Raw genomic sequence first — 26,975 nt, 5'->3', positions numbered from 1 at the left:
AAGCGGAAATGAAAGACGGGATTCCACTGTTCTCGCCCTTCGGAGGAGCTCCGTGCCCTCCGGCCAGCATGCCCCGATCGAGGAGGACCGACGAGGTGAGCCAGTACGTCTCCCGGCTCGGCTCCACCCGCACGGCCGCGCGCCTCAGGTTCCCCGGAGGCTTCTCCGGAGCCTCCCGGAAGCCACGCCGCATCGCGATGCTCTCCGTGCACACGTCCCCGCTCCACCAGCCCGGTACGGGCGACGCGGGCGGGATGAACGTCTACATCGTCGAACTGGCCAAGCGCCTCGCCGCGATCAACATCGAGGTCGAGATCTTCACCCGGGCCACCACCGGTTCGCTGGCCCCCGCGGTCGAGCTGGCGCCCGGCGTCCTGGTCCGGCACGTCGACGCCGGGCCGTACGAGGGCCTCGCCAAGGAGGAGCTGCCCGCCCAGCTCTGCGCCTTCACGCACGGCGTGATGCAGGCCTGGGCCGGTCAGCGCCCCGGCTACTACGACCTCGTGCACTCCCACTACTGGCTCTCCGGCCAGGTCGGCTGGCTCGCCGCCCAGCGCTGGGGCGTCCCGCTCGTGCACGCCATGCACACCATGGCCAAGGTCAAGAACGCCGCGCTCGCCGAGGGGGACACCCCCGAGCCGGCCGCCCGGGTCATCGGCGAGACCCAGATCGTGAACGCCTCCGACCGGCTGATCGCCAACACCGCCGAAGAGGCCGACGAGCTCGTCCGCTTCTACGACGCGGACCCGGCCGCGGTCGCCGTCGTGCACCCCGGCGTCAACCTGGACCGCTTCCGGCCTGCCGACGGCCGCGCCGCCGCGCGGGCCCGGCTCGGCCTGCCGCAGGACGCGCTGATCCCGCTCTTCGCGGGCCGCATCCAGCCGCTGAAGGCCCCGGACGTGCTGCTGCGCGCCGTGGCGGTCCTCCTGGACCGGGACCCGTCCCTGCGGTCCCGCATCGTCGTGCCGGTGGTCGGCGGCCCGAGCGGCAGCGGACTCGCCAAGCCCGAGGAGCTCCAGAAGCTGGCCGCCCGCCTCGGCATCGCCGACGTCGTGCGGTTCCATCCGCCGGTGGGCCAGGATCGGCTCGCCGACTGGTTCCGCGCCGCTTCGGTGCTGGTCATGCCGTCGTACAGCGAGTCCTTCGGGCTGGTCGCCATAGAGGCGCAGGCGACCGGCACCCCGGTGGTCGCCGCGGCCGTGGGCGGGCTGCCGGTGGCGGTGCGCGACGGGGTCGGCGGCTTCCTGGTGGAGGGGCACGACCCGGAGGCGTACGCCCGTGCGCTCGGGCGGTTCGCGGACGCGCCGGAGCTGGTCGAGCGGATGGGGGCGGCCGCCGCGGCGCACGCCCAGTCCTTCGGCTGGGACACGGCCGCCTCGGCGACCGCCGACGTATACACGGCCGCGCTCTGCGACCACCGCCGGCGCGCCCGGGCGCACCACGGCTGAGGCCCGCGCGCGGGGGCGGACGCCGCCGGTCCCGTGCCGTGCGCGGCGCGCCCCTGTCGTACGCTCGCTGCATGGCTGACGTACCGGACGAAACAGCAGCGGCCCAGGTCATCGAGGCGACGCTGAACGACGCCGGGCTCGTATGGGAGAGCCCCGGGCGCGGCAACTACGTCGTGACGCTGCCCGGCACCCGCAAGCTGTCGACGACCTGCTCGCTGATCGTCGGCAAGCACTCCCTCTCCCTCAACGCGTTCGTCGTCCGGCACCCCGACGAGAACGACGCCGAGGTGCACCGCTGGCTGCTGGAGCGCAATCTCCGCCTCTTCGGAGTGAGTTACGCGATCGACTCGCTCGGCGACGTCTATCTGGTCGGCAAACTGCCACTGTCGGTGGTCACTCCCGAGGAGCTGGACCGGCTGCTCGGCGTGGTGCTCGAAGCGGCCGACGGAGCGTTCAACACCCTCCTGGAGCTGGGATTCGCGAGCTCGATCCGCAAGGAGTACGCATGGCGGGTGTCGCGCGGCGAGTCCACCCGGAACCTGGACGCGTTCAGCCATCTGACCCGGCGTCCGTCCGACAGCTGACGCGCCTCCCGGCCACCCTGTACGAGGCGCAGCGCGGCGTACGCCTGCACCGAGGCTTTCCGTGCCACGCCACCACGGACGCGCCGGTCAGACGCCGCCACCGCGGGCGGTGTCCAGGGCGTCGACGAGATGGGGCGCGACCGACTCCCAGGTCGTCTCCGCGGCTTCGGGCCCGACCGCGCGGGGCACCGTCTCGACCAGCATGATGAGGTAGAGGTAGCTCCGATACAGCGCGTAGCGCGTCCGCACCGAGTCCGTGAACTCCACCGCCCCGCCCGCGGACCGCGCGTACCCGTCGAGGAAGTCCCGGTCCCGCTCGATGTCCGCGAAGAGCGCGAGGGAGACGAAGTCGGCCACCGGGTCGCCCCAGAACATCCGCTCCCCGTCGATGATCCCTCCGATGGCGCGGGCGCCGGGGTCTCCCGTGACCAGCAGGTTCCCCGGCCACAGGTCGAAGTGGACGAGCGCGGGACGGGTGACGTCGTCCAGTACGCGGGCCGCGTCCGCCAGCACCGTGCGGATGTGGTCGACGGGGTACGGCAGCCGGGCCCGGTAGGTCTCGGCGTCGGCGAGCACGGCCTCGGCCATCGCGGTGAACGCGGCCCGCCAGGTGGGGGCGAGCTGCCCGAACGGCTCGGCGGGATAGCCGAATCCCGCGGGTCCGGTCACGGTGTGCAACCGGCCGACGAGGCCGCCGAGTTCGGCGCGCAGCCGGGGCTCGTCGTCGGCGCTCGGCGCCCCGTCGACCTCGTGCCAGGGGCGGCCGGGGCGGGCGGTCATGACCAGGTACGCGCCGGTCGGGGAGGCCGGGTCCGGCTCACTGCGCACGACGCGGGGGACGGCGGGGCCGCCGGCCTGCGCGGCGGCGGTGTAGAACGCGACCTCGTTGACGAGGAGGTCGCGTTCGTACCGCAGGGCGTCGGTGTGCGGCGGGGGCGTCTTGACCACCCAGTCGCGGCCGTCGGTGAGCGTGACGCGGGTGACGGTGTTGTACGTGCCGCCGGCGAGGGTGGTGTGCGAGGCGATGTCGCGTTCGCCGACCCCGAGGGCGTCGAGGATCCGGGAGAGGGGCGGGACGGGGACGTGGCCGGACATACGGGGTGACGCCCTTTCGTATCGCGGGTGCTGGGCTGGGCTGGGGCTGTGGGAGGGGGAGGGGGGAGAGGGCAGGGGAGAGGGTGCGCGGCGGGGTTGTACGGCGGTGCCGCACAGTGAGTTCACAGGATGATCACAGCAGAATCACGATCGCCGGAGGGTGCCACCGGATCGGTCATCGATCACAGGTTCGATCGTAGGGTGTGGATCACTGCGACGGCCCGTCCCGGACGGAGGCGAAGTGCCGTACGGGGACAGGGCGGTTGCTTCCGAACCGGAGATTGCAGGAAGTAGAACCATGCGCGCCACTGCCGTACGCCGTACCGCCCTCGCCGCCTCCGCGGCCGCTCTCACCCTGCTGGCCACCGCCTGCGGCGGCACGTCGGACGCCGACAAGAAGGACGGGAAGGACGACTCGGGCGCTGCGGGCAGCAGCTCGGCGCCGAAGACCCCGGCCAAGGCGCTCACCGCGGCCGAGCTGGAGAAGGCCACCCTTGTGCAGGGCGATGTCCAGGGCCGCAAGATCACGAAGGCCGGCCCGGCCGACGAGGTCCCGGCGGACGGCGTCACGGTCGACGAGGAAGGCTGCCTGCCCGTCGCCCACGCCATGTTCGGCGTGGCCCAGAAGGGTTCGGTGGCCACCACGAAGCGCAAGGTGATCGACGAGCCCAAGACCGACGGCAAGAAGAAGTCGCTGGAGGACATGGCGGAAGGCGAGGTCGAGGACGCGTTCAAGGACGCCTTCAACCTGACGTCCACCTTCGTCGCGCTGCACTCGTACGAGGGGACGGCGGGTCCGGACGCGTTCGCCGCGCTGAAGAAGGCCGCCGCGGACTGTGCGGGCGGCTTCACCGCCACGGTCGCCGGCACGCCGACGAAGGTCACCTCGATCGCCGAGGAGAAGGCCACCGGCGGCGACGAGGCCGCGGCCTGGACGGTCACCTCCGAGGAGGACGGCGACACCGCTCCGTTCAAGTTGGTGGCGCTGCGCAAGGAGGCCACCGTGGCTACGTTCTTCTCCTTCAACCTGGCGGCGGTGGGCGGCGACGTGAAGTTCGAGGTGCCGGCGGAGGTCGTGGCGGCGCAGGACAGGAAGCTCGCCTGACGCGTACGGACGCCGCGCCGCGCCTCTGCCCTCACCTCCCCCTCTCGGGCGGTCAGGGCAGGGGAACGAGGCGGACGACGGTGACGGTCAGGACGGATCGGGAGACGTAGTACAGGACGATGGCCCCGGAGACGGTCGCCTCACGTCGGTCCTGCTCGCTCTTGACGGCGGAGGACGCGTGGCCGTACGGCTCCTTGCCGAGGGTGCGGGCCATCTCGTCCCGGAAGGACTCGCCGCCGCGCATCTTGGCCAGGGTGTCGTCGGCCGGCGGTGCGTAGGAGATGCGGAAGCTCAAGCGACGCTCCGCCTCTCGGCCTCGTCCTGCGCCAGCCGGTCCAGGATCTTCTCGGCCTCGGGATCGGGGACGGCCTCCAGCATCCAGTGCCGCATGACGGACTGGATCTCGTGCACCCCGGCCTCGTTGATCGCGAGATCGAACTCCTCGCGTCTCTCTTCGGGCAGCGCGGCCCGGATGTCCGGGATGCTGTTGGGCACCTCGACCTCGGCACCGCCGACGAAGGTCTTCAGAGACTCACCCATGATCGCTCTCCTCGATCTCCTTGCCCTGGAAGCACACGGACGGCATGGGCTCACCGTAGTGCGTACGAGGGGCACTTCGGACGGTCGGGCGAGGTCACGGATCGGGCACGGACCGGGGTGTGTGCGAAGGCCCGTCGTGGCGTACCGGGGTCCGCCGTGGCGTACCGGGATGCGCCGCGTGTTTCGGCACGCACGGCCCTGCGGCAGCGCGGCGTACCCAGCACGCACGCACGCACGGCCCGACCGCAGCGCGGCACGGGCCGCCGCCGGGCCTCAGTGCCGCCCGAGCCTCTCCGCGACCCGGTCGCGCAGGATCGCGTACTCCTCCTGAAGCCGCCGCCACTCGCTGACGGGCGGCCTGACTATGACGTCACCGCCCACGACGACCTCCTCCGGCCCGAACTGCTCCCGGGTCAGGTCGACATCCACACCGGAGCCCAGGCGGTTCCACCAGTGGAAGTCGGTGCGCACACCGTCGACATGGACCTCACCCCGGATCAACTCCCCGCCGAGCAGGTCGTTGAGCACCATGGCGGTCACGCCGCACTGGTCCCGCGCCGGATTGTCCGGAGTCCAGCGGTCCCGGTACTCCGGGGTGCAGGTCTCGGCGCTCCAACTGTCACGGAGCGCATGTTCGATGTCGGAGAGCAGGTAGGTCGCCATGGTGACCATGGTGGCAGGGGGCACTGACAACCCGTCATCCCGAAGCTGCGGGCCTTGCCCGGGCGGCATCTCCGGTTGCGTTCTCCGTGGCGGCGGTGATCGGCTTCCACACCTGGCGGCGACGGCCCGCACGGCGCGCGTGTCAGCGGCCGACCGCGACGCCGGCCGTACGAAAGCGCGTCGACCGAAATCGCGTCGACAGGGTCCTGGGCGCCCGGCAGAGTGGTCGCCCGTGACGAGCAGTGAACTGTGGAGCCAAGAGACCGCCGACCGCTACGACGCCGAGGAGGCCGAGAACTCCTCGGCCGCCGCCCTCGAACCGACCCTCGCCTTTCTCGCCGAACGCGCCGGAGAAGGACGCGCGTTGGAGTTCGCCATCGGGACCGGGCGCGTGGGCGTGCCGCTCCGGGAGCGCGGCGTGCCGGTGGCGGGTATCGAACTGTCCGAACCGATGGCGGCGGTACTCCGCCGCAAGGTCGACGCGAACACCCTCCCGGTGACCATCGGGGACATGGCCACCACGGTCGTGCCCGGCGAGTTCACCCTGGTCTACCTCGTCTACAACACCATCTCGAACCTGCTCACCCAGGACGAGCAGGTCGAGTGCTTCCGCAACGCGGCCCGCCACCTCGCGCCCGGCGGCCGATTCGTCATCGAACTGGACGTTCCTCCTCTGCGGTCCCTGCCACCGGGCCAGGTCGCGGTGCCGTTCGACGTGTCCGACCGCCATCTCGGCTTCGACACCTTCGACCTGGTCGAGCAGACCCTCGTCTCGCACCACTTCACCCGCGACGGCGACGACGGCCGCTACCGTCGCGCCGACTCCCGGCACCGCTACGCCTGGCCGGCGGAGCTCGACCTGATGGCCCGCATCGCCGGGCTGGAACTGGAACAGCGCGTGGCGGACTGGCACGGAGCGCCGTTCACCGACGACGCGGACCAGCACATCTCGGTCTGGCGCAAGCCGGCGGCCTGAGGCAGCGGGGCCGGGGCCTCTCGTCTAGCATGATCCGATTCGGACCTGGGGGTCTTGTGCGAAAAATATCGACCGCCGGAACAGCGGTCCTGGCGTGCCTGGTCGTGGGCGCCGCCCTGACCGGCTGCACGGACGGCGGCACATCGGAGGAAACCTCCGCCAGCCGGCTGCTCGACGACGCGAACGCCGCGATGAGCGATCTGAAGTCGGTGACCATCGAGACGGCCACCAAGGTGACCGGGGGCGAGGACCGGTCCAGCCACCTGGTGACCGACCTCAAGGCCACATGCGTGTTCAGGACGGCCACGGCCTCTGGCGCCCGGCTCGACCAGATCCGGATCGAGGGGGCCGACTACATCCGCCCCAATCGGACCCATATGGAGGAGTCGGGCCGGAAGGTCGCGGGCAAGGGCGAGCAGAGACTGTGGGTCAAGGAGCTTTCCAGCGAGTCGAAGCCGGGCGACGAACTCTCGGACTGCACTCACGAGTTCACCTCGTTCGGCGAAGCCACCAAGGGCGAGTCCTCCGAGATCGACGGAGTCCCGACGGTTCTGCTGAAGGTGCCCGACAAGGAGACCAAGGGCGAGTTCGGCTTCCACGTGGCCACCGAGGGCAAGCCGTACATCCTCAAAGTCGTCTACAAGGACGCCACGTTCGACAACACGGTGTCGTTCAGCGCCTTCGACGAGCCGTTGGACGTCCGCCCCCCGGGCAAGGACGACGTCATCGACATGAGCGGCGTCGGCTGACCGGCAGCACGACCGAGCCCCCTCCTCGCGGACGAAGCGGACCATCCGCGAGGAGGGGGCTCGGTGAGCCGGAGAAGGCGGGCTACTTCTTCTTGCCCTGGTTCTTCACGGCCTCGATGGCGGCCTTCGCCGCGTCCGGGTCCAGGTACGTGCCGCCCGGCTTCAGCGGCTTGAAGTCGGCGTCGAGCTCGTAGGAGAGCGGGATGCCCGTCGGGATGTTGAGGCCCGAGATCTCCTCGTCAGAGATGCCGTCCAGGTGCTTCACCAGACCGCGGAGGCTGTTGCCGTGTGCGGCGACGAGGACCGTGCGGCCCGTGAGGAGGTCCGGGACGATGTTGTCGAACCAGTACGGGAGCATGCGGACGACGACGTCCTTCAGGCACTCCGTGTCCGGGCGCAGCTCCGGGGGGAGCGTCGCGTAGCGCGGGTCGTCGAACTGGCTGTACTCCGCGTCGCGGGCCAGCGGCGGCGGCGGGGTGTCGTACGAGCGGCGCCACAGCATGAACTGCTCCTCGCCGAACTCGGCGAGCGTCTGCGCCTTGTCCTTGCCCTGGAGCGCGCCGTAGTGGCGCTCGTTCAGGCGCCAGGAGCGGCGGACCGGGATCCAGAGGCGGTCGGCGGACTCCAGGGCCAGCTGGGCGGTCCGGATCGCGCGGCGCTGGAGGGAGGTGTGCAGGACGTCGGGGAGCAGACCGGCGTCCTTGAGCAGCTCACCGCCGCGGACCGCTTCCTTCTCGCCCTTTTCGGTGAGGTTGACGTCCACCCAACCGGTGAACAGGTTCTTCGCGTTCCATTCGCTCTCGCCGTGGCGGAGGAGGATCAGCTTGTACGGTGCGTCGGCCATGAGTCCGAGCGTAATCGAACCCGTGCGGGCTCCGCGCGCCCGCCCGTAACGCGGACAGGGCCCGGGCCGGGAGGGCCCGACGGGCGGACGATTGACGGCGGGCGTCAATCCAGTGGCGGGCGGGGAGCCGGGCTTCGTAATGTCTCGGACGTTGTCGGGAGTGTTACCCGAGGCCTCGTTCCGTACGTCCCGTGGGGGGAACCCTTATGTCCGTCGCCGGTCTGCGCACAGCCGCCCGCGAGACCGTCTCCGGGCTGCCCCGCGAGTTCTGGTGGCTGTGGACCAGCACTCTGGTCAACCGCCTCGGGGCGTTCGTCGCGACCTTCATGGCCCTGTACCTGACGCTGGACCGGGGCTACTCCGCTTCGTACGCCGGGCTCGTCGCCGCCCTCCACGGGCTGGGCGGGGTCGTCTCCTCGCTCGGTGCGGGAGTGATGACCGACCGGCTCGGGCGGCGGCCCACCATGCTGATCGCCCAGCTCTCGACCGCGGTGTCCGTGCTGGTGCTCGGGTTCATGGTGCACCCGTTCGCCATCGCCGCCGTGGCGTTCTTCGTCGGGATGGCGAGCAACGCCTCGCGCCCCGCCGTCCAGGCGATGATGGCGGACATCGTGCCCCCGAAGGACCGGGTCCGGGCCTTCTCGCTCAACTACTGGGCCATCAACCTCGGCTTCGCGATCTCCTCCGCCGGCGCCGGGTTCATCGCCGAGTACAGCTACCTCGCCTGCTTCATCGGCGAAGCCCTGATGACGCTCGTGTGCGCCGTGCTCGTCTTCATGAAGGTGCCGGAGTCGCGGCCCGAGGAAGCGGCCGTGAAGACCGTCGGCGGCAAGCGGCCCAAACCCGAGGTGCGGCTGACCACCGTCCTGCGCGACGGGCGCTACATGGGGGTCGTGGGGCTGTCGTTCCTGGTGTCGCTGATCTTCCAGCAGGGGTACGTGGGGCTGCCGGTGGCCATGGTGAAGGACGGGCTGTCCAGCTCCGACTTCGGTACCGCCATCTTCGTCAACGGAGTGCTGATCGTGGTGCTCCAGATCCCCGTCACCCGGTTCATCCAGGACCGCGACCCCCGGCGGCTGCTGATCATCTCCTCGCTGCTCGCCGGGTACGGCTTCGGGCTGACGGCCTTCGCCGGGTCGGTCGCGGCGTACGCCCTGACGGTGTGCGTCTGGACCCTGGCCGAGATCGTGAACGCGCCCACGCAGACGGGCCTGGTCGTGCAGTTGTCGCCCGCCAAGGGCCGGGGCCGCTACCAGGGCATGTACACGATGTCCTGGTCGGTGGCCGCGCTCGTCGCGCCGCTGATGTCCGGCTTCGTGATCGACAACTACGGCGCCGCCTGGCTCTGGGGCGCCTGCGCCGTGATCGGCACGGTCGCCGGAGGCGGCTACTGGCTGCTGATGCGCAACCTTCCGCGCGAGGACCACGTGGTGGCGGACGCCCTGCCCGAGCCCGCGCCCGTACCGGCCGAGGCCCGGCCGGACCTGGCCGAGCCGGAGGCCGCACCCGCCGCGGCGGTGGAGCGGGCGGGCTGATCCGGGCGACCGGTGACGCGCACGGTGCCCGCCCGGAACCGAAGCCGGGCGGGCACCGCGCGTTCGTACGCGGCGCGGGTCAGCCGGAGCAGCCGCCGCACTGGCACGGGGCACCGGACTGGCAGCCGCACCCGCAGCCCGACCCGCAGCCGCAGGCGCCGAGCACCGCTCGGCGCACCACTTCGGTCGGGATCTCCTGCTGGGGTTCGGTCGTGGGGGAATCGGCCATGGTTCCTCCTCAGGGCATACGGCTGGGCGGCGGACGCCGGTGCGCCGCCGCCGGGGACGTACGGCACGGCCCACCGCTCACGGCCATGGCGTCGCCCCCGCCCCATTGCATGCCCATCCCCACGGGCGCATCAACGGCGCACGCGTGCAGGAACATGAGTGCGACCCGCGTGCGCCGTTGATACTCCGGTACGCCCGTGGCTGCCACGGGCGTACCGGAGCTGCCACGGGTCACGGGCGTTCCGGAACTGCCGGAACTGCGCGAGCCGGTCGAGCGGCCGTTACGCGCCCTCGACCGGGGCCGCCGCCTGGATCTCGTCCGCGTGCTCGCCCGTCACCAGGTAGACCACGCGCTTGGCGACCGATACCGCGTGGTCGGCGAAGCGCTCGTAGTAGCGGCCCAGCAGCGTCACGTCCACGGCCGTCTCGATGCCGTGCTTCCAGCGGTCGTCCATCAGGTGCTGGAACAGCGTGCGGTGCAGCAGGTCCATCTCGTCGTCGTCCTGCTCCAGCTGGAGCGCCAGGTCGACGTCCTTGGTGATGATGACCTCGGCCGCCTTGGCCATCAGGCGCTGGGCGAGCTGGCCCATCTCCAGAATGGTGGCGTGCAGGTCGTTCGGGACCGCCGCCTGCGGGAAGCGCAGCCGGGCCAGCTTCGCCACGTGCTGGGCGAGGTCGCCCGAGCGCTCCAGGTCGGCGCTCATCCGCAGCGAGGTGACCACGATCCGCAGGTCGGTCGCCACCGGCTGCTGGCGGGCGAGGAGCGCGATGGCGCGGGCCTCCAGGTCGTGCTGGAGGTCGTCGACCTTCTGGTCGCCGGCGATCACGGTCTCCGCCAGCGCCAGGTCGGCGTCGAGCATGGACGTGGTCGCCCGCCCGATCGCCGAGCCGACCAGCCGGGCCATCTCGACCAGGCCTTCTCCGATCGAATCGAGTTCCTCGTGGTAAGCGTCGCGCATGGGAAGTCCCTCTCCAGTTCCAAACTGAGGCCGGGGTCTCGGACCGACCCCCACGGTTACACGGTGGGGCCGGAACGCGTCCGTATCCGTCCCCCTAAGTGAACCGGCTCCTACCCCTCGGTGAACTCTGGGCGACGAGTGTTCGAGATGGCACTCGGACGGCTGGGAGGGAGTCGTCGCACCCGCATAACCTTGAAGCATGGACGTGAACGCGGCGGTCGCCGCAGCTGCAGCGATCGCCGGGCTGTTGACCGGTGTGATCGCCATGCTGGCGTTCCGCTGGAGCGAACGCGACCTGAAACGGCCCACGCGTACGTCGCTGCGGCCGGACGGCAACGCGGCCCTGCCCCCCGGGGTGGACACCGTCCTCTCGGTGCTCAGCTCCTCCGCCGTCGTCCTCGACGAGAGCGACGGCGTGGTGAAGGCCAGCTCGGCGGCGTACGCCCTGGGCCTGGTCAGGGGTGGCCGGCTGGCCGTCGAACCCATGCTCAACATGGCCAGGGACACCCGGCGGGACGGCGAGATACGACAGGGCGAGCTGGACCTGCCCCGGCGCGGCACGGGCCGGGGGGACACCCTCGCGGTCTCCGCCCGGGTCGCCCCGCTGGGCTCGCGGCTGGTGCTGCTGCTGGTCGAGGACCTCACCGAGGCCCGCCGGATAGAAGCGGTACGGCGCGACTTCGTCGCCAACGTCAGCCACGAGCTGAAGACGCCGACCGGAGCGCTCTCCCTGCTCTCCGAAGCGGTCATGGACGCCTCCGACGACCCGGAGGCGGTGGAGCGGTTCGCCGGGCGGATGCAGATCGAGGCGACCCGGCTGACCAACCTCGTCCAGGAGCTCATCGACCTCTCCCGGGTGCAGAACGACGACCCGCTGGAGGACGCCGAGCCGGTCAAGGTGGAGACGCTGGTCGCCGAGGCGATCGACCGCTGCCGCCAGCAGGCCGGCTCGAAGCAGATCACCATGGCCTCCGCGGGCGCCGAGGGCCTCACGGTCTGGGGCAACCGCGGCCAGCTCGTCGGCGCGCTCGGCAATCTCGTCGAGAACGCCGTCAACTACAGCCCCGCCCACACCCGCGTCGGCATCGCCGCACGCCGCATGGCCTCACCGGGCGGGGAACTCATCGAGATAGCCGTCACCGACCAGGGGATCGGCATCTCGGAGAAGGACCGCGAGCGGGTCTTCGAGCGGTTCTACCGCGTCGACCCGGCCCGCTCACGGGCCACCGGTGGCACCGGTCTCGGCCTCGCCATCGTCAAACACGTGGCCGCCTCGCACGGCGGGGAGGTCACCGTCTGGAGCTCCGAGGGACAGGGCTCCACCTTCACCCTCCGGCTGCCCGAATCGGGAGCCGTGAGGGAGCGCACCACCGGCGGACCGCTTATCGTCAACGGCGACGACGAGGGGCCGTACGAGACCGACACCTTTGACCCCTTCCCTGCCCCGGAGGCTCTTCCGTGACCCGAGTGCTTGTCGTCGAGGATGAGGAATCCTTCAGCGACGCCCTGTCCTACATGCTGCGCAAGGAAGGTTTCGAGGTCGCCATCGCGGCGACCGGCCCCGACGGGCTGGACGAGTTCGAGCGCAACGGCGCCGACCTGGTCCTGCTCGACCTGATGCTGCCCGGCCTGCCCGGCACCGAGGTGTGCCGCCAGCTCCGCAGCCGCTCCAACGTTCCGGTGATCATGGTCACCGCCAAGGACAGCGAGATCGACAAGGTCGTCGGGCTGGAAATAGGAGCCGACGACTACGTCACCAAGCCGTTCTCCTCCCGGGAGCTCGTCGCCCGCATCCGGGCCGTCCTGCGCCGCCGCGGAGAGCCGGAGGAGGTCACCCCGGCCGCCCTGGAGGCGGGCCCGGTCCGGATGGACGTGGACCGGCACGTGGTCACCGTCTCCGGCGGAAAGGTCGACCTCCCGCTCAAGGAGTTCGACCTGCTGGAGATGCTCCTGCGCAACGCGGGCCGGGTGCTGACCCGGATGCAGCTCATCGACCGGGTCTGGGGCGCGGACTACGTCGGCGACACCAAGACCCTCGACGTCCATGTGAAGCGCCTGCGCGCCAAGATCGAGCCCGACCCGGGAGCCCCGCGCTACCTCGTCACCGTGCGGGGCCTGGGGTACAAGTTCGAGCCGTAAACCGAAGGACGCCGAGGGGACACCGCCCGCGGTATGCCGAAGGGGCGCTTCCCGGCCGGGAAGCGCCCCTTCGGCGTGCTGTACGCCCGTGTCTGCGTTCTCAGCGTTGTCTGCGGTCTCTGCTCTTACGGGGCGGTGTTACGCGTCAGTCGGCCGCCGGCACCGAGGCGGCGTCGCCCGTGCCCGTCTCGCCCTGGGCACCGGTCTCGCCCTGGGCGCCCTCGGTGCTCGCGCCGTTCTCCGGGGTGCCGGACGCCTCGCCCTCGGTCGCGCCGGGGGTCTCCGCGTCACCGGACGCGTCGCCCGAGGGCGTCGGGCTCGGCTTCGGCGCGGGCGCCTCCGCCTTCGGGCTGGGGCCGAAGTCCTTGAAGAAGCCCTCGGCCGGGAAGACGCTGGCGCCGAGGCCGACGTCGCCGGTCCGGCTGAGCTTGAAGACGACCTGCTGGACGTCGCCGTTGCGCGCCGCCTCACCGCTGTTCTCGATCACGGCGGCGGCGTTGCCCTTGCCGCCGATCGTGACCTGGCCGCCGGCCGGGACCACGATGGGACCGTCGCCCTTGGCGGCCTGGAGCTTCACCTCGACGTCGCTGCCGGGCAGCGTGACCGACTCCAGCACCTCGCGCTCGGTGCCTGCGTTGAACAGCGTCGCGGCGACGACGGCGGGGCCGTCCGTGCCGCCCTCGGGCTGCGTGAGCACGTTCACGTTCTGGATCTTGATGTCGCCCACCGTGGTGGCCGGGTTGTCCGGCCTGATCTTGAGGGTCTCGGCGTTGTTGCCCGCCGCGCAGGCGGACAGGGTGACGATCGAGAACACGGTGGCGGTGGCGGCGAGGGCGCCGTGTCGAAGGCTGCGGCTCACGGCGGCGGCAACTCCTTGAACGAGTCGGACTGCGGACTTCGGACGTCAGTCGTCGAGCGGTGGTGTGTCGAGCGGTGGTGTAAAGCCGCCCTAAGGGTGTGTCAGCGGCCTTAGGCTACCGAGCCGCCGCGCCCGCCCTGCACCCGACCCGCCCCTACGCGTTCCGCTCTCTTCGCGGGGGTGGCGCGGAACGTTCGCCGGGGGAGGTGCGGGACGGGCGGGGCCCCTTCGGAGGCGAGCCCTCCGAAGGGGCCGCGGTGCGTTCCACCGGCGGGTACGCCATGTGCCGTTCACATAATCCGCGTGATCAATTCTTCTGCCCGAGTCGTGGCTTCGGCGGGTGCTTCTCCGCCATTCCCGGCTTCGCGGCGGAAAGGCACCGGACGTCATGTGGCTTGATCAATTTCATTGCGGCCGGACAGTTACGTCCGTACAGGCGGGCGAGCATCGAACGGCGTACGGAATGATGGTCATCTCGAACCCGACAAAACGGGACTTTCGCCCTCTTCTGTGGGGCTTCCGGGCCGTGTGACGTGGATGTTTCGCTCTGGGTGCACAGTGGCTCCGACCTGCGAATACCGTCTTCCGGAAGCCTTCCGCAGCACGTTCGTGTTGGTGTTGTCAAGCCCCGAGATATGCCCTGACCTGCGAAAACGCCATTCAGGAGATGCGGTTCTCGTGTTACTCTGGATAGCCACGGAAGGGGTACCTGTCACATGACGTTCAAGGTTGGCGACACCGTGGTCTATCCCCATCACGGGGCCGCGCTGATCGAGGCTATCGAAACTCGCCAGATCAAAGGCGTGGACAAGACCTACTTGGTGCTCAAGGTCGCCCAGGGCGACTTGACGGTTCGTGTGCCGGCGGACAATGCGGAGTTCGTGGGCGTGCGCGACGTGGTCGGGCAGGACGGGCTGGACCGGGTCTTCGAGGTGCTGCGCGCACCGTATGCCGAAGAGCCGACGAACTGGTCCCGGCGGTACAAGGCAAATCTCGAGAAGCTCGCCTCCGGCGATGTCATCAAGGTCGCCGAGGTAGTGCGTGACCTGTGGCGTCGTGAGCGCGAGCGTGGCCTCTCCGCCGGGGAGAAGCGCATGCTCGCCAAGGCCCGCCAGATCCTGGTGAGCGAGCTCGCTCTCGCGGAGAACACGAACGAGGACAAGGCCGAGGCTCTGCTCGACGAGGTCCTCGCGTCCTGAAAACTGGATCAATCCGGCTGTACGCCGGATCGCGCCGGTTGTATGAATGTGCCGCGGTGCCCGCTGACCAGTCGTTTTCACGCTGTGTCGTCGGGCGCTGCGGCATGTTCGGACTCATGTCCACATCTGGTGCCCGACTGCCGGTAGACACCGTGCCCGCGGTGTGATCCCGCGTATGCGGCGGCCGCCGGTGAAGGGCGGCCCCCGTGTTCCGTGAGCCGCCGGTGCGACCTGTGCTCGACCGGGTGTCACGGAAGGGGCCCGGTGCGAGCCCAGGGCGTCACGCCCGGCTCGCTGGGCCCCTACCCATGTCGGTCGTGGAAACAAACCTGCCGAACCTTCGGACCTTCTCGGACCTTCGGAGTGCAACCGATGTCATCGACGCCACCCCCGACCGACCGGCCGCGCCCTCCCCGTACCGCCGCGGTGATCCCCGCGGCAGGGCGGGGCGTGCGGCTCGGTCCCGGCGCGCCCAAGGCCCTTCGGGCGCTCGGCGGGACGCCCATGCTGATCCACGCCATTCGCGCCATGGCCGCGTCCCGGGCCGTCTCCCTCGTCGTGGTCGTCGCCCCGCCGGACGGCGCGCCCGAGGTCAAGCACCTCCTCGACGAGCACCCGCTGCCCGAGCGCACCGACTACCTGGTGGTGCCGGGCGGTGAGACGCGCCAGGAGTCCGTGCGCCTGGGCCTCGACGCGCTGCCCGAGGACGTCGCCGTCGTCCTGGTCCACGACGCCGCCCGGCCCCTGGTGCCGGTCGACACGGTCGACGCGGTCGCCGCGGCCGTACGGGACGGAGCGCCCGCCGTCGTTCCCGCGCTGCCCCTCGCGGACACCGTCAAGGAGGTCGGGCCCGCCCGGGCGCCCGGGGAGCCGGAGCCGGTGCTCGCCACTCCCGTACGGGCCAGGCTGCGCGCGGTGCAGACGCCGCAGGGCTTCGACCGGGACACGCTGGTGCGGGCGCACGCCGAGGTCGCCGTCGACGGCGAGGGCGCCACGGACGACGCGGGCATGGTGGAGCGGCTCGGTGCGCCGGTGGTCGTCGTCCCCGGCCACGAGGAGGCGTTCAAGGTGACCCGGCCGCTCGACCTGGTGCTGGCCGAGGCGGTACTCGCCCGCAGGAGGGCCAACGATGGTTTCTGAGAACCCCGCGGCGGGAGCCCCCGCCGCACCCGTCATCCCGCTCGTCGGCATCGGCACCGACATCCACGCCTTCGAGGAGGGCCGCGAGCTGTGGTGCGCGGGCCTGAAGTGGGAGGGCGAGGGCCCCGGTCTGGCCGGGCACTCGGACGCCGACGTCGTCGCGCACGCCGCCTGCAACGCGCTCCTCTCCGCCGCCGGCCTCGGCGACCTCGGGCAGCACTTCGGCACCGGCCGCCCCGAGTGGTCCGGGGCCGCGGGCGTCACGCTGCTCACCGAAGCCGCCCGGATCGTCCGCGCCGGGGGCTTCGAGATCGGGAACGTCGCCGTCCAGGTCGTCGGCCTCCGTCCGAAGATCGGCAAGCGGCGCGAGGAGGCGCAGAAGGTGCTGTCCGACGCCGTGGGCGCCCCGGTCTCGCTCTCCGCCGCCACCTCCGACGGCCTCGGCTTCACCGGCCGAGGCGAGGGCATCGCCGGCCTCGCGACCGCCCTGGTATACCGGACCGCCTGACGCCGGGCCGCGCCCGGGCCCGCGCCTCCTGCACATCAGTCGCACGTACGCTGAAGGTGCAAGCGATGTGCAGGAGGAGGCGGAAGTGGTACCGGTGACCAGCGCGACCAGCGCGACCAGCGCGACCAGCGCGACCAGCGCGACCAGCGCGACCAGCGCGACCAGGGTGGCTGCGGTGACCACGGTGACTGCGGGGACTGCGGGGACTGCGGCCGACCGGACCGGCGACCGGGCCGGCGACCGGACCGCCCACGATGGCCACCGGGCCGCCGGATACGTCCTGCGCACCGCCACCGCCGACGACCTCGGCGGAGCGCGGGCCGTGATGCTCGACACCGTCTACCGCGACCTGAGGTCCGGCTACGTACCCCGCTGGCACGCCGACATCATCGACCCCGCCTCCGCCTATCTGCACCCGGAGCGCTGCACCCTGCTCGTCGTCGAGCACCGCGGCGAGATCGTCGCCACCGGGGCCGTGCGCGACCGGGGGCCGCAGGCGCCGCCCAATCCCCCGTGGGTCGCCGAGCGCTTCCCCTCCGGGACCACCGCGCAGCTCTGCCGGATCTATGTGCGCCCCGAGCACCGCAGGCACGGACTGGCCCGGCAGTTGGTGCGCGAGCTGGCGGAGTTCGCCGCCCGGGCCGGGGGCTACGAGGCGCTGTACCTGCACACCGACCCCGCCGTGCCGGGCGCCGAACCCTTCTGGCGTTCGCTCGCCCGCGAGGTGTGCGACGAGCGGACGCTGCCCGGGGGCGGGCAGGGGATCGTCCACTTCGAGCTGCCGATGCCCGGGGCCGTCCCCGTTTCCGTCGGCGATTCCGCCCGGACCACCCCCGCCAGTTAAATGACAATCGTTTTCATATAAGGTCGTCGCCATGCCCACCTCCCGCCCCCGCCCTCACCGCCGTCGCGTCGCGCTGCCCCTGGCCGCCGCCACGCTCCTCGTGCCCGTCGCCACCGCCTGCACCTCGTCCACGGACTCCGGCGGCTCCGGCGGGGACCGGCGGCTGAAGGTGGCCATGGCCTTCCCGCCCGCCCAGGCCATGTCCCCGTACGGCGACGACGCCGTCACCCTGAGCCGGCTCGCCGTCGTCGAAGGGCTCACCCGGCTCGACCGGAACGGAGAGGCCGAGCCCGCGCTCGCCGCCTCCTGGAAGCGCGACGGCGCGAGGGCCTGGGAGTTCACGGTCCGCGAGGACGCCGTCTTCCAGGACGGCACGAAGCTCTCCGCCACGGCCGTGGTCCGCTCGCTGGCCGCCGCGCAGAAGGCGTCCCCCAAGCCCCGGGTGCTGTCCGACACCACGCTCACCGCCACGGCCGCGGGCGCGGACACCGTACGGATCACGACGAAGGACGCCGACCCGCTGCTGCCCCAGCGGCTGGCCAACCCCTCCCTGAGCATCCTGTCCGCCGCCGCGTACAAGGACGGCTCCAAGGTCGACCCCGCCGGGCACGCCACCGGCCCCTTCACCCTCGCCGAGGTGAACGGCGCGGTCAGCGCCACCCTGGAGCGCAACGACACCTACTGGGGCGGCAAGGCGAAGGCACCCGGCGTCGACGTGAGGTTCGTCGCCGACGGCACCGCCCGCGCCAACGCGCTGCGGACGAAGGACGTGGACGTCGCCGAGTACGTACCGATCTCGCAGGCCGCGCTGCTCGGCGACGGCCTGGTCCACGAATTCCCCTCCGCCCGCACCAACGGCCTCTCCCTCAACACCGAACGCGGCGTCTTCGCCGACCCGGCGATGCGCGCCGCCGCCCGCGAGGCCATCGACTCCCGGGCACTGGTCGACGGCGTCTACGAAGGGCGCGCCGACACCGCCCAGGGCCTGCTGGGCCCCGGCGTGCCGTGGGCCGCCGACCTGCGCACCGCCCCCACCGGCCGCGCGGAGGCCGCCGCCCCGGCCGAGGTGGGGAAGACCTCCGAGATCGTGCTGGCCACCTACACCAACCGGCCCGAGCTGCCCGAGGTCGCCACCGTCGTCCAGCAGCAGCTGGAGAAGCGCGGCTTCACCGTCAAGCAGGTCGTCCGCGACTACGCGCAGCTGGAGGCCGACGCGCTCGCCGGGAAGTACGACGCGTTCATCCAGGCCCGCAACACCCTCCTGGACACCGCCGACCCGGTCTCCTACCTCGCCTCCGACTTCACCTGCGACGGCAGCTTCAACATCACCCAGCTCTGCGCGAAGCCCGTCGACGCCGCCATCGACAAGGCTGCCGCCCTCGCCGACACCGACGCCCGCCACCGGGCCGAGATGACCGCCGAGGCCGCGATCCTCGGCTCCGACGCCCTCGTCCCGCTCGTCCACGAGCGCTTCGTGCAGGGCTACGACGACACCCGCGTCCGGGGCGTCGCCCTCGACCCGATGGAGCGCACCCTCATCACCGCCGACACCCGCGTCGGGTGACCGCGTGAAGTACCTCGCCGGACGGCTCGGCGCGCTGTTCGCCGTCGTCGCGGTGATCGGGCTGCTGCCCTGGCTGACCCGGACCGATCCGGCCCGCACGATCCTGCACGCCCGGTACGCCGACCGGGCCCCGACGCCCGAGACCCTCGCCGCGATCCGCGCCGAGACCGGGCTCGACGGCGGGCCGTGGCAGGTCCTGGGCGGCTGGCTCGGCGGGCTGCTCCGGGGCGACCCGGGGGAGTCCTGGGTCTCCGGGCAGCCCGTCGGACCCGATGTGGCCGCCGCGCTGGGCAACTCCCTCACCCTGATGGGCGCCTCGCTCGCGGTCGCCGTGCTCCTCGCCCTCGCGCTGAGCGCCGCCACCCTGCGGCGCGGGGCCGCGCGCCGGATCGTCCGGGTGCGCGCCGGAGCGGGCGCGGCGGTGCTCGCCGCGCTGCCGGAGTTCCTGCTCGCCGCCGTCCTGGCCACGGTGTTCGCCGTGCACCTCGGGTGGTTCCCGGCGCTCGGCTGGGGCGCCCCCGACCAGCTGGTGCTGCCCGCGCTCGCCATGGGCGTCCCCGCGGGCGCGCTGCTCGGCCGACTGCTGGACGACGCCCTGCCCGGCGCGTTCGCCGAACCCTGGGCGCGGTCCGCCGCCGCGAGCGGGATGCCGCCCCGGACCGTCGCCCGCCACGCCCTGCGCCGGGCGCTCCCGGGCCTGCTGCCCCAGCTCGGCCTGGTCGCCGTCGGACTGACCGGCGGAGCGGTCGCCGTCGAGACGCTGTACGCGATCCCCGGCCTCGGCGGTACGGCACTGGCCGCCGCCCTCGCCCAGGACCTGCCCGTCCTCCAGGCGACCGTCCTGGTGCTGCTGCTCCTCGGCGTCGCCGCGGGGCTGGCCTCCCGCCTCGCCGTCCGCGTGCTGCTCGGCCCCGCGCTCACCGACCGGGCGCTGCCCGCCCTCGTCGCGCCCCGGCTGCCCGGCCGCCGCGCGCTCGCCGTCGCCGCCCTCGTCCTCGGCGGCCTCCTGATCGCCGTCACCGTCGCGGGCCTCCTGCGCGACCCGCTCCACGTCGACACGGCCGCCCGCCTCACGGGCCCCTCCGCCGCGCACCCCTTCGGCACCGACAACCTCGGCCGCGACGTCCTCGCCCGCCTCGGCCACGGCGCCGCCCGCACCGCGCTGGCCGCCGTCGCGGTGGGGGCGGTCACCCTGGTGCTCGGCCTGCTCCTCGGGGCCGTACGCGCCGGAGCGCTCACCGAGACGGCGAACGCGCTCCCCGCCGTCCTCGCCGGCCTCGTCGTCGCGGGCATCGCCGGGCCGGGCCCCTGGGGCGCCGCCGCGGCGGTGGCCGCCGTCGCCTGGGCCCCGCTCGCCGCCCACACCGCCGCCCTGTACGCCCAGGAGAAGGCGGCCCCGCACCTCGCCGCCGCCGTCGCACTCGGCGCGGACCGGGCCCACCTCCTGCGCCGCCACGTCCTGCCCGGAGTCCTGCCGCCGGTGGTGCGCCACGCCCTGCTCCGCGTACCGGCCATCGCGCTGGCCCTCGCCTCCCTCGGCTTCCTCGGCCTCGGCACGCAGGCCCCGGCGCCGGAGTGGGGCCGGATGCTGTCGGAGAACATGCCGTACGCCGAGCGGGCCCCGTGGGCCGTCCTCGCCCCCGCCGCCGCGCTCGCCGTCCTCGGCGCCCTGGCCGTCCTCACCTCGGCCGCGGTGCGCGGGCGCACCCCGGCGGGCCTGAAGTGAACCGGCCCGCACCCGCGCAAGCCCCCGCCGCGGAGAGCCGCAGGCCCCGGCTCGCGAGCGCGCCCACCCCCTACCTCCGGCTCCTCACCGCCACCCAGTTCGCCTTCAACATCGGCTTCTACGCCGTCCTGCCCTACCTGGCCACCCACCTCGGCAGCGGCCTCGGCATGGCGGGCTGGCTCGTCGGCCTCGTCCTCGGGCTGCGCACCTTCAGCCAGCAGGGCCTGTTCGTCGTCGGCGGTGCGCTCACCGACCGCTACGGCCCGCGCCCCGTCGTGCTGGCGGGCTGCGCCCTGCGGATCGCCGGGTTCGGCTGGCTCGCCGTCGCCGGGTCCACGGCCACCGTCATCGCCGCCGTCCTCCTCATCGGCTTCGCCGCGGCCCTGTTCTCGCCGGCCGTCGAGTCCGAGGCCGCCCGCGAGGCGGTCCGGCACGAACGGGACACCGGCACCCCGCGCGCCCACGTCCTCGCCCTGGTCTCCGCCGCCGGGCAGGCCGGGGCGTTCATCGGGCCGCTGCTCGGCTCCCTGCTCCTGCTGCTCGGCGGCGGTTTCCGGGCCGCCTGCCTCGCCGGGGCCGCCGTCTTCGTCGGCGTACTGGCCGGGCACGCCCGCCTGATGCCGCGCGCCGACCCCGTACGAGGACGGGAACAGGCAGCCGACTCCGTACGGGAACGGGACGACGCACAGGCACAGGCGCCGGACGCCATCACCCGCACGGCCCAACCGGCCCGGTCGCCGTGGCGGGCGGTGTTCGCCAACCGGGCGTTCCTGCTGCTCTGCCTCGCGTACAGCAGCTACCTCGTCGCCTACAACCAGCTCTATCTCTCGTTGCCCGTCGAGGTGGAGCGGGCCACCGGATCGGAGGCCGCGCTCGGCTGGCTCTTCGCGCTGTCCTCGCTGCTGGTCGTCGTCGCCCAATTGCCGCTGACCCGCTGGTCCGCCCACCGGATCACCCCGCGCACCGCGCTGGTCACCGGCCTCGTCGTCGTCGCCGCCGGCTTCGCCGCCGTACCGCTCGCCCCGGCAGGACCCGGCGGTCTGCTGCCCGGCGCCACGCTCGTCGTCCTGCTGACCCTGGGCCAGATGCTGCTGGTCCCCGCCGCCCGGGGCCTGGTGCCCGACCTGGTCGACGACCGGCAGCTCGGGCTGGCCACCGGGGCACTGTCCTCCGTCTCCGGGATCGCCGTCCTCGGGGGGAGCGCGGCGACCGGCGCCCTGCTCGACGCGCCCGCGCCCGTGCGGTGGGCGGCGCTCGCGGCGGTCCCGCTGGCCGGAGCGGTGCTGGCGTTCACCCTTCCGGCGGGCCGGGGCGGGAAGGATCGGCGAACGCGCGCGGTTGCGGGGTAGGAGCAGCACTGGACGAAGGACCGACCGCAGCGCACAGGAGGCCGTACGCATGACCGCCGAACTCTCCGCCGAGCTCAAGAACCTGCTCGACAGCCCCGTGTTCGTCAACATCGCCACCATCCAGCCCGACGGCAGCCCCCAGGTCTCCCCGGTCTGGGTCAAGCGCGACGGCGACGACCTCCTGATCTCCACCACCGTCGGCCGCCGCAAGGAGAAGAACCTCCGCCGTGACCCGCGCGTCACCGTGGTCGTCCAGCCCTTCGACAACCCGTACACCTACGCCGAGATCCGCGGCGAGGCGACGCTGACGACGGACGGCGGGCAGGAGCTGATCGACGAGCTGTCGGTGAAGTACACCGGCAAGCCGTACGCGGAGTTCAACCCGGACTCCGCCGCCGACGCCCCCCGCGTCGTCGTCCGCGTCTCCCCGCGCAAGGTCGTCGGCCGCCTCTAGGCCGGGGCCCTGGCCCCACGGACGGCGTGAGAACGCTCTCCGGGCCCTTCCCGGGCCGTTTCGAGGCATCCCGGTACCAGAAAGTTGTCCCCGCGATCCCCAAGGGTCGCGGGGCACTGGTGCGGGCCTACTACCCTTGAGGCGTGACTATTCGCCTGCACGACACCAACGCCCGGCAGATCCGTGACTTCGTCCCGCTCACAGCGGGCTGCGTCTCGATCTACCTCTGTGGCGCCACTGTCCAGGCAGCACCGCACATCGGCCACATCCGCTCGGGCCTGAACTTCGACATCATGCGCCGCTGGTTCACGTACCGCGGCTACGACGTCACGTTCATCCGGAACGTCACCGACATCGACGACAAGATCATCGCGAAGTCCGCCGAGCAGGGCCGCCCGTGGTGGTCGATCGGCTACGAGAACGAGCGCGCGTTCAACGACGGCTACGACGCGCTGGGCTGCCTGCCGCCCACCTACGAGCCCCGCGCCACCGGCCACGTTCCCGAGATGATCGAGATGATGCGCGGCCTGATCGAGAGCGGTCACGCCTACGAGGCCGACGGCAACGTCTACTTCCACGTGCGCTCACTGCCCAGCTATCTGGAGCTCTCCAACCAGGAGCTGGACGATCTGCGCCAGCCGTCCGGCGAGGGCGAGACCGGCAAGCGCGACCAGCGTGACTTCGCCATGTGGAAGGCCACCAAGCCGGGCGAGCCCAGCTGGGAGACGCCCTGGGGCCGCGGCCGTCCCGGCTGGCACCTGGAGTGCTCCGCGATGGCCCACAAGTACCTGGGCTCCGCCTTCGACATCCACGGCGGCGGCATCGACCTGATCTTCCCGCACCACGAGAACGAGATCGCCCAGGCCAAGGCCTACGGCGACGCGTTCGCGAAGTACTGGGTGCACAACGGCTGGGTCACCCTGTCCGGCGAGAAGATGTCGAAGTCGCTGGGCAACTCCGTCCTCGTCAGCGAGATGGTCAAGCACTGGCGCCCGATCGTCCTGCGCTACTACCTCGGCACCCCGCACTACCGGTCGATGATCGAGTACAGCGAGGAGGCCCTGCGCGAGGCCGAATCCGCGTTCGCGCGGATCGAGGGCTTCGTCCAGCGCGTCACCGAGAAGACCGGGGAGGTCGTCCCGCCCGCCGCCGAGGTGCCGCCCGCCTTCGCCGAGGCGATGGACGAGGACCTGGGCGTGCCGCAGGCGCTGGCGATCATCCACACCACCGTCCGCCAGGGCAACAGCGCACTGGCCGCCGACGACAAGGAAGCAGCCGCCGCCCGCCTCGCCGAGGTCCGGGCCATGCTCGGCGTCCTCGGCCTGGACCCGCTCGACCCGCACTGGGCGGGCGAGAGCGACCGGGGCGAGGACCTGCACGGCGTCGTCGACACCCTCGTGCGCCTCGTCCTCGACCAGCGGCAGTCGGCCCGCGCCCGCAAGGACTGGGCCGCCGCCGACGCCATCCGCGACCAGCTCAACCAGTCCGGCCTCGTCATCGAGGACAGCCCCACCGGCCCCCGGTGGACGCTGGGACCGCGCTGAGCACCCGCTCCGAGCAGTGAGATTGTGCCGCCCGGCGATCCGGGCGGCACACTTTCCTTATACGTACGTACGTCTGAAAGCAACGAAACAGGTAGATCATGGCCGGGAACAGCCAGCGCAGGAACCGCCGCACGTCCAACAAGAAGGGCATGCAGGTCGGCAGCGGTGGCCAGCGACGCCGTGGTCTCGAAGGCAAGGGACCGACGCCGCCGGCCTCCGCCCGCAAGGGACACAAGAAGAACCGGATCGCCGGCGCCCAGGCCAAGCAGGCCGCGGCCCGCCGCCCCGCGCCCCGGCGCGGCGGTGTGAAGGGCACCTCGGAGATGGTCGTCGGCCGCAACCCGGTCTACGAGGCCCTGCGCGACGGCGTGCCCGCCGTCACCCTGTACGTCCAGCAGTACATCGACAACGACGAGCGCGTCCGCGACGCCCTCAAGCTCGCGGGCGAGCGCGGCAACATCAACCTGATGGAGGCCCCGCGCCCCGAGCTGGACCGGATGACGAACGGCCTGAACCACCAGGGCCTCGTCCTCCAGGTCCCGCCGTACGAGTACGCGCACCCGGAGGACCTCACCGCCGCCGCGTACGACAACAACGAGGACCCCCTGATCGTCGCCCTCGACGGGGTGACCGACCCGCGCAACCTCGGCGCCATCGTCCGCTCGGTCTCCGCTTTCGGCGGCCACGGCGTGGTCGTCCCCGAGCGCCGCGCGGCCGGTATGACCGCCGGTGCGTGGAAGTCCTCGGCCGGTACGGCGGCCCGCACGCCCGTCTCCCGGGTCACCAACCTCACCCGCGCGCTGGAGGGCTACCAGAAGGCGGGCCTCACGGTCGTCGGCCTGGCCGCCGACGGCGAGCACACGGTGGAGGACCTGGAGCAGCTGGCGGGCCCGGTCGTCATCGTCATCGGCAGCGAGGGCAAGGGCCTGGGCCGTCTCGTCGGCGAGACCTGCGACTACCGGGTGCGGATCTCGATGCCGGGCGGCGCGGAGTCGCTCAACGCCGGTGTCGCGGCGGGCATCGTGCTGTACGAGGTGGCGCGCCGCCGCGGATAGCCGTCCGCCGGGCCCGCGGACGCAGCGGCGTTCGCGGGCCGACGCGCGCGGCAACCGGCTCGTCCGCCGGGCGAGTTGACGCGCGAACGCCGAACACAGTTCCAGGTTGCCCGAGTTTGGCCTGATCTTGACGGGTCTCGGACACATCCGGTGCGGTCGAGGCAGTGTCCTAACCACACGTCACTCGGTTAGATGAGTGTGGACACCAGAACGCCTCGGTTCGACGAGCAACCCGCCTCCCTGAGCATGACCAAGGTGGACAGCGACCCCGCGCAGGTCATCGTCAACCACGCCAGCTTCCGGGTGCAGCTCGCCCCGGGCCAGCGCGCACGGCTGCGCGGTGCCCCCGCGGAGACGGCCCGCATCCCCGCCATGAGCGGTGCCGGCGGCGGCCGCAGGCGGGCACCGGTCGTCTGGAGCGGGAAGTCCGCTCCCGGCGACCCCGGCGCGACGGGCCTCCTCCAGGCCGTGCGCAACTCCACCGCCGGACACCTCGACGCCGGCCTCGGCGGGCCGACCGGGGGCGGGCACGGAGCGGGCGCGACGCAGGTCGTCCCGCTCCTGGAGGAGACGCAGCCCACCCCGCTCCTGACCGCGCCTCCCCACCAGCCGGGACGCACCGGCCCGCTGCTGCCGCCCATGCGGCAGGCCGTCGGCGCGTACGACGACCCGGTCGACGGGCCCGACGACCCCGACGGGACCGACGACTACGAGGCCGACGAATCCGACGAGTCCCGCGCCCGGCGGGGCGTGGGCGACCCCGTCCGGCACGCCTATTACCCCGGCCACCGGATGAATCTGGGCGTCGTCCTGCTCCCCATGCGGGTGCTCCTCGGCTTCATCTCCATCTACGCCGGCATGGGCAAGCTGTGCGACCCCGTCTACTTCGACGGCGGCGAGCGCGGCTCGATGGTGAAGTGGCTGACCTCCCTGCATCCGTGGGCGATGGCCGAGCCGCTGCGCGACTTCGCGCTCTCCCACCCGGTCGGCGCCGGGCTGACCGTCGCCTTCCTCCAGGTCGTGGTCGGCGTGCTCACCGTCCTCGGCCTCTGGCAGCGGGTCGCCGCCGCGTTCGGCGCGCTGCTCTCCGCCGCGCTGCTGGTGACGGTGAGCTGGCGCTCGGTCGCGGTGTACGACGCGCCCGACATCATCCTGCTGGCCGCCTGGAGCCCGCTGATCATCGCGGGCGCGCCGGTCTACTCCGTGGACGGCCGACTGGCCGGGGAGGCCTGGCGCAAGCTCGGCCCGCGCTCGGAGATCTGGGACCTGCGCCGCCGGGTCCTGCGCCGGGGCACCGTCGTCGGGACGGTCGTCGTCGGCCTCACCCTGCTCATCGGCTCCATCCTCGGCGGCGCGGTCCGCTCCAGCGAGGTCGTCACCGTCCCCGGCCGCAACGACAACCCCACCAACCGCCTCCCCGGCATGCCGCTGCCCCAGGAGTCCACCGACGAGCGCCAGGCCTCCCGTACGCCGGACCAGCGGCGCCGGCCGGAGCCCAGCCGCTCCGGGGCGGCCACCACCCCCGAGGGCGGCCAGGCCAGCCCCGGCGCGACCCGCGACACGGGCGGCGGCCAGAACACCGGCTCGGGCAGCACCCAGCCCAGCCAGACCCAGGGCACCAACCAGGCGCCCCCGCAGCAGTCCACCCCGCAGGAGCCTCCGGCCGCCACCAGCGCCGGACCCGATTCGTCCGGCTCCACGGGCGGCGACGGCTCCACGGGCGGCGGCGAACCGGCGCCGACCGGGGGCGCCACCTCCTCGGGCGGCGAGGGATCGACCTCGGGCGGCGGCGGCCGGAACCCGATCGGCGGCCTCCTCGGCTGACCCGCACGACCGGTACGACAGCAGTGAGGGGCGGCCCCCACCCG

27 protein-coding genes are annotated in these 26,975 nt (G+C 72.4%); 19 read left to right on the top strand and 8 right to left on the bottom strand.

Going from position 1 to position 26,975, the window contains the following annotated elements:
* Nucleotides 1-95 precede the first annotated feature (95 nt).
* Together mshA and ACIRJT_RS27400 are read left to right on the top strand one after the other, a co-directional pair.
* Nucleotides 96-1,448, top strand: a complete 1,353-nt coding sequence (mshA, locus tag ACIRJT_RS27405) for a D-inositol-3-phosphate glycosyltransferase (protein ID WP_403913971.1) — start codon at nucleotides 96-98, stop codon at nucleotides 1,446-1,448.
* 71 nt (nucleotides 1,449-1,519) lie between these two features.
* Nucleotides 1,520-2,032, top strand: a complete 513-nt coding sequence (locus ACIRJT_RS27400) for a YbjN domain-containing protein (protein ID WP_217224532.1) — start codon at nucleotides 1,520-1,522, stop codon at nucleotides 2,030-2,032.
* 87 nt (nucleotides 2,033-2,119) lie between these two features.
* Here ACIRJT_RS27400 and ACIRJT_RS27395 read toward each other — a convergent pair whose 3' ends face one another.
* The gene (locus ACIRJT_RS27395) at nucleotides 2,120-3,127 is read right to left on the bottom strand and encodes a phosphotransferase family protein (RefSeq protein ID WP_403913968.1); all 1,008 of its coding nucleotides are present in this window, start codon (nucleotides 3,125-3,127) and stop codon (nucleotides 2,120-2,122) included.
* A 298-nt stretch (nucleotides 3,128-3,425) separates the two neighbouring features.
* On the opposite strand from ACIRJT_RS27395, the gene ACIRJT_RS27390 reads away from it, so the two are divergent.
* Nucleotides 3,426-4,232: a hypothetical protein gene (locus ACIRJT_RS27390; protein WP_403913965.1), complete on the top strand. Its 807-nt coding sequence runs from the start codon at nucleotides 3,426-3,428 to the stop codon at nucleotides 4,230-4,232.
* Nucleotides 4,233-4,284: 52 nt separating this feature from the next.
* On the opposite strand, the gene ACIRJT_RS27385 is transcribed toward ACIRJT_RS27390, so the two are convergent.
* The 3 genes from ACIRJT_RS27385 to ACIRJT_RS27375 all read right to left on the bottom strand — a co-directional run bounded on the left by ACIRJT_RS27385 (nucleotide 4,285) and on the right by ACIRJT_RS27375 (nucleotide 5,435).
* Complete coding sequence (locus ACIRJT_RS27385) at nucleotides 4,285-4,527, bottom strand: hypothetical protein (protein ID WP_403913962.1); 243 nt, start codon at nucleotides 4,525-4,527, stop codon at nucleotides 4,285-4,287.
* Entirely contained in the window at nucleotides 4,524-4,772 is a 249-nt protein-coding gene (locus tag ACIRJT_RS27380) for a hypothetical protein (protein ID WP_403913960.1), read from the bottom strand. Before ACIRJT_RS27380 ends, ACIRJT_RS27385 begins: the two co-directional genes overlap by 4 nt.
* A gap of 273 nt (nucleotides 4,773-5,045) precedes the next feature.
* Nucleotides 5,046-5,435, bottom strand: a complete 390-nt coding sequence (locus ACIRJT_RS27375) for a hypothetical protein (RefSeq protein ID WP_403913957.1) — start codon at nucleotides 5,433-5,435, stop codon at nucleotides 5,046-5,048.
* A 232-nt stretch (nucleotides 5,436-5,667) separates the two neighbouring features.
* On the opposite strand from ACIRJT_RS27375, the gene ACIRJT_RS27370 reads away from it, so the two are divergent.
* Both ACIRJT_RS27370 and ACIRJT_RS27365 read left to right on the top strand, forming a co-directional pair.
* On the top strand, nucleotides 5,668-6,411 hold the full coding sequence (locus tag ACIRJT_RS27370; RefSeq protein WP_403913955.1) for a class I SAM-dependent DNA methyltransferase: 744 nt from the start codon (nucleotides 5,668-5,670) through the stop codon (nucleotides 6,409-6,411).
* A 56-nt stretch (nucleotides 6,412-6,467) separates the two neighbouring features.
* Nucleotides 6,468-7,160, top strand: a complete 693-nt coding sequence (locus tag ACIRJT_RS27365; protein WP_403913952.1) for a hypothetical protein — start codon at nucleotides 6,468-6,470, stop codon at nucleotides 7,158-7,160.
* Nucleotides 7,161-7,242: 82 nt separating this feature from the next.
* On the opposite strand, the gene ACIRJT_RS27360 is transcribed toward ACIRJT_RS27365, so the two are convergent.
* Nucleotides 7,243-8,004, bottom strand: coding sequence for a phosphoglyceromutase (locus ACIRJT_RS27360; RefSeq protein ID WP_371624355.1), 762 nt, complete (start codon nucleotides 8,002-8,004; stop codon nucleotides 7,243-7,245).
* Between the two features lie 206 nt (nucleotides 8,005-8,210).
* Here ACIRJT_RS27360 and ACIRJT_RS27355 point away from each other — a divergent pair, with 206 nt between their 5' ends.
* Entirely contained in the window at nucleotides 8,211-9,539 is a 1,329-nt protein-coding gene (locus ACIRJT_RS27355; RefSeq protein WP_403914111.1) for an MDR family MFS transporter, read from the top strand.
* A 79-nt stretch (nucleotides 9,540-9,618) separates the two neighbouring features.
* Here the strand turns inward: ACIRJT_RS27355 and ACIRJT_RS27350 are convergent, their stop codons facing one another.
* Both ACIRJT_RS27350 and phoU read right to left on the bottom strand, forming a co-directional pair.
* On the bottom strand, nucleotides 9,619-9,768 hold the full coding sequence (locus tag ACIRJT_RS27350) for a hypothetical protein (RefSeq protein ID WP_403913950.1): 150 nt from the start codon (nucleotides 9,766-9,768) through the stop codon (nucleotides 9,619-9,621).
* Nucleotides 9,769-10,048: 280 nt separating this feature from the next.
* Complete coding sequence (gene phoU, locus ACIRJT_RS27345; RefSeq protein WP_018959812.1) at nucleotides 10,049-10,726, bottom strand: phosphate signaling complex protein PhoU; 678 nt, start codon at nucleotides 10,724-10,726, stop codon at nucleotides 10,049-10,051.
* A gap of 199 nt (nucleotides 10,727-10,925) precedes the next feature.
* Here phoU and ACIRJT_RS27340 point away from each other — a divergent pair, with 199 nt between their 5' ends.
* Together ACIRJT_RS27340 and ACIRJT_RS27335 are read left to right on the top strand one after the other, a co-directional pair.
* Nucleotides 10,926-12,188 (top strand): cell wall metabolism sensor histidine kinase WalK, encoded by a 1,263-nt coding sequence (locus ACIRJT_RS27340; RefSeq protein WP_215108033.1) that lies wholly within the window; start codon nucleotides 10,926-10,928, stop codon nucleotides 12,186-12,188.
* Nucleotides 12,185-12,865, top strand: coding sequence for a response regulator transcription factor (locus tag ACIRJT_RS27335; protein ID WP_003968183.1), 681 nt, complete (start codon nucleotides 12,185-12,187; stop codon nucleotides 12,863-12,865). The genes ACIRJT_RS27340 and ACIRJT_RS27335 overlap by 4 nt, the downstream gene beginning before the upstream one ends.
* A gap of 145 nt (nucleotides 12,866-13,010) precedes the next feature.
* On the opposite strand, the gene ACIRJT_RS27330 is transcribed toward ACIRJT_RS27335, so the two are convergent.
* Complete coding sequence (locus ACIRJT_RS27330) at nucleotides 13,011-13,724, bottom strand: DUF461 domain-containing protein (RefSeq protein WP_403913946.1); 714 nt, start codon at nucleotides 13,722-13,724, stop codon at nucleotides 13,011-13,013.
* Between the two features lie 716 nt (nucleotides 13,725-14,440).
* Here ACIRJT_RS27330 and ACIRJT_RS27325 point away from each other — a divergent pair.
* The 11 genes from ACIRJT_RS27325 (at nucleotide 14,441) to ACIRJT_RS27275 (ending at nucleotide 26,931) form a co-directional block, all read left to right on the top strand.
* Nucleotides 14,441-14,923, top strand: coding sequence for a CarD family transcriptional regulator (locus ACIRJT_RS27325; protein ID WP_003953493.1), 483 nt, complete (start codon nucleotides 14,441-14,443; stop codon nucleotides 14,921-14,923).
* A gap of 372 nt (nucleotides 14,924-15,295) precedes the next feature.
* Entirely contained in the window at nucleotides 15,296-16,063 is a 768-nt protein-coding gene (ispD, locus tag ACIRJT_RS27320; protein ID WP_403913943.1) for a 2-C-methyl-D-erythritol 4-phosphate cytidylyltransferase, read from the top strand.
* Nucleotides 16,053-16,571, top strand: coding sequence for a 2-C-methyl-D-erythritol 2,4-cyclodiphosphate synthase (ispF, locus tag ACIRJT_RS27315; RefSeq protein ID WP_403913942.1), 519 nt, complete (start codon nucleotides 16,053-16,055; stop codon nucleotides 16,569-16,571). Before ispD ends, ispF begins: the two co-directional genes overlap by 11 nt.
* A gap of 280 nt (nucleotides 16,572-16,851) precedes the next feature.
* Entirely contained in the window at nucleotides 16,852-17,415 is a 564-nt protein-coding gene (locus tag ACIRJT_RS27310) for a GNAT family N-acetyltransferase (RefSeq protein WP_403914109.1), read from the top strand.
* Nucleotides 17,416-17,446: 31 nt separating this feature from the next.
* Entirely contained in the window at nucleotides 17,447-18,979 is a 1,533-nt protein-coding gene (locus tag ACIRJT_RS27305; RefSeq protein ID WP_403913939.1) for an ABC transporter substrate-binding protein, read from the top strand.
* A gap of 4 nt (nucleotides 18,980-18,983) precedes the next feature.
* Nucleotides 18,984-20,705, top strand: coding sequence for an ABC transporter permease subunit (locus tag ACIRJT_RS27300; protein WP_403913936.1), 1,722 nt, complete (start codon nucleotides 18,984-18,986; stop codon nucleotides 20,703-20,705).
* Nucleotides 20,702-22,054, top strand: coding sequence for an MFS transporter (locus ACIRJT_RS27295; RefSeq protein WP_403913933.1), 1,353 nt, complete (start codon nucleotides 20,702-20,704; stop codon nucleotides 22,052-22,054). Before ACIRJT_RS27300 ends, ACIRJT_RS27295 begins: the two co-directional genes overlap by 4 nt.
* 49 nt (nucleotides 22,055-22,103) lie before the next feature.
* Nucleotides 22,104-22,508, top strand: coding sequence for a PPOX class F420-dependent oxidoreductase (locus ACIRJT_RS27290; RefSeq protein ID WP_403913930.1), 405 nt, complete (start codon nucleotides 22,104-22,106; stop codon nucleotides 22,506-22,508).
* A 143-nt stretch (nucleotides 22,509-22,651) separates the two neighbouring features.
* Nucleotides 22,652-24,052, top strand: a complete 1,401-nt coding sequence (gene cysS, locus ACIRJT_RS27285; RefSeq protein WP_403913927.1) for a cysteine--tRNA ligase — start codon at nucleotides 22,652-22,654, stop codon at nucleotides 24,050-24,052.
* A 98-nt stretch (nucleotides 24,053-24,150) separates the two neighbouring features.
* A complete protein-coding gene (gene rlmB, locus ACIRJT_RS27280) occupies nucleotides 24,151-25,107 on the top strand; it encodes a 23S rRNA (guanosine(2251)-2'-O)-methyltransferase RlmB (RefSeq protein WP_007446476.1) in 957 nt (318 codons plus the stop codon).
* Nucleotides 25,108-25,299: 192 nt separating this feature from the next.
* Nucleotides 25,300-26,931, top strand: a complete 1,632-nt coding sequence (locus tag ACIRJT_RS27275; protein ID WP_403913923.1) for a DoxX family membrane protein — start codon at nucleotides 25,300-25,302, stop codon at nucleotides 26,929-26,931.
* Nucleotides 26,932-26,975 lie beyond the last annotated feature (44 nt).

This window comes from Streptomyces sp. NPDC102283, assembly GCF_044766265.1.
In the GTDB taxonomy this organism is placed as follows: domain Bacteria; phylum Actinomycetota; class Actinomycetes; order Streptomycetales; family Streptomycetaceae; genus Streptomyces.
Note: the sequence above shows the minus strand (reverse complement) of the source record. Positions and strands in the feature narration are given on the sequence as shown.

Bases quoted from the DNA above. Each gene is read 5' to 3' on its own strand.
- ispD (WP_403913943.1), top strand. From the start codon at position 15,296: ATGTCATCGACGCCACCCCCGACCGACCGGCCGCGCCCTCCCCGTACC.
- ACIRJT_RS27305 (WP_403913939.1), top strand. From the start codon at position 17,447: ATGCCCACCTCCCGCCCCCGCCCTCACCGCCGTCGCGTCGCGCTGCCC.
- ACIRJT_RS27290 (WP_403913930.1), top strand. From the start codon at position 22,104: ATGACCGCCGAACTCTCCGCCGAGCTCAAGAACCTGCTCGACAGCCCC.
- phoU (WP_018959812.1), bottom strand. From the start codon at position 10,726: ATGCGCGACGCTTACCACGAGGAACTCGATTCGATCGGAGAAGGCCTG.
- ACIRJT_RS27350 (WP_403913950.1), bottom strand. From the start codon at position 9,768: ATGGCCGATTCCCCCACGACCGAACCCCAGCAGGAGATCCCGACCGAA.
- ispF (WP_403913942.1), top strand. From the start codon at position 16,053: ATGGTTTCTGAGAACCCCGCGGCGGGAGCCCCCGCCGCACCCGTCATC.
- ACIRJT_RS27340 (WP_215108033.1), top strand. From the start codon at position 10,926: ATGGACGTGAACGCGGCGGTCGCCGCAGCTGCAGCGATCGCCGGGCTG.
- ACIRJT_RS27275 (WP_403913923.1), top strand. From the start codon at position 25,300: ATGAGTGTGGACACCAGAACGCCTCGGTTCGACGAGCAACCCGCCTCC.
- ACIRJT_RS27395 (WP_403913968.1), bottom strand. From the start codon at position 3,127: ATGTCCGGCCACGTCCCCGTCCCGCCCCTCTCCCGGATCCTCGACGCC.
- ACIRJT_RS27355 (WP_403914111.1), top strand. From the start codon at position 8,211: ATGTCCGTCGCCGGTCTGCGCACAGCCGCCCGCGAGACCGTCTCCGGG.
- ACIRJT_RS27390 (WP_403913965.1), top strand. From the start codon at position 3,426: ATGCGCGCCACTGCCGTACGCCGTACCGCCCTCGCCGCCTCCGCGGCC.
- ACIRJT_RS27375 (WP_403913957.1), bottom strand. From the start codon at position 5,435: ATGGCGACCTACCTGCTCTCCGACATCGAACATGCGCTCCGTGACAGT.
- ACIRJT_RS27325 (WP_003953493.1), top strand. From the start codon at position 14,441: ATGACGTTCAAGGTTGGCGACACCGTGGTCTATCCCCATCACGGGGCC.
- ACIRJT_RS27400 (WP_217224532.1), top strand. From the start codon at position 1,520: ATGGCTGACGTACCGGACGAAACAGCAGCGGCCCAGGTCATCGAGGCG.
- ACIRJT_RS27360 (WP_371624355.1), bottom strand. From the start codon at position 8,004: ATGGCCGACGCACCGTACAAGCTGATCCTCCTCCGCCACGGCGAGAGC.
- rlmB (WP_007446476.1), top strand. From the start codon at position 24,151: ATGGCCGGGAACAGCCAGCGCAGGAACCGCCGCACGTCCAACAAGAAG.
- ACIRJT_RS27380 (WP_403913960.1), bottom strand. From the start codon at position 4,772: ATGGGTGAGTCTCTGAAGACCTTCGTCGGCGGTGCCGAGGTCGAGGTG.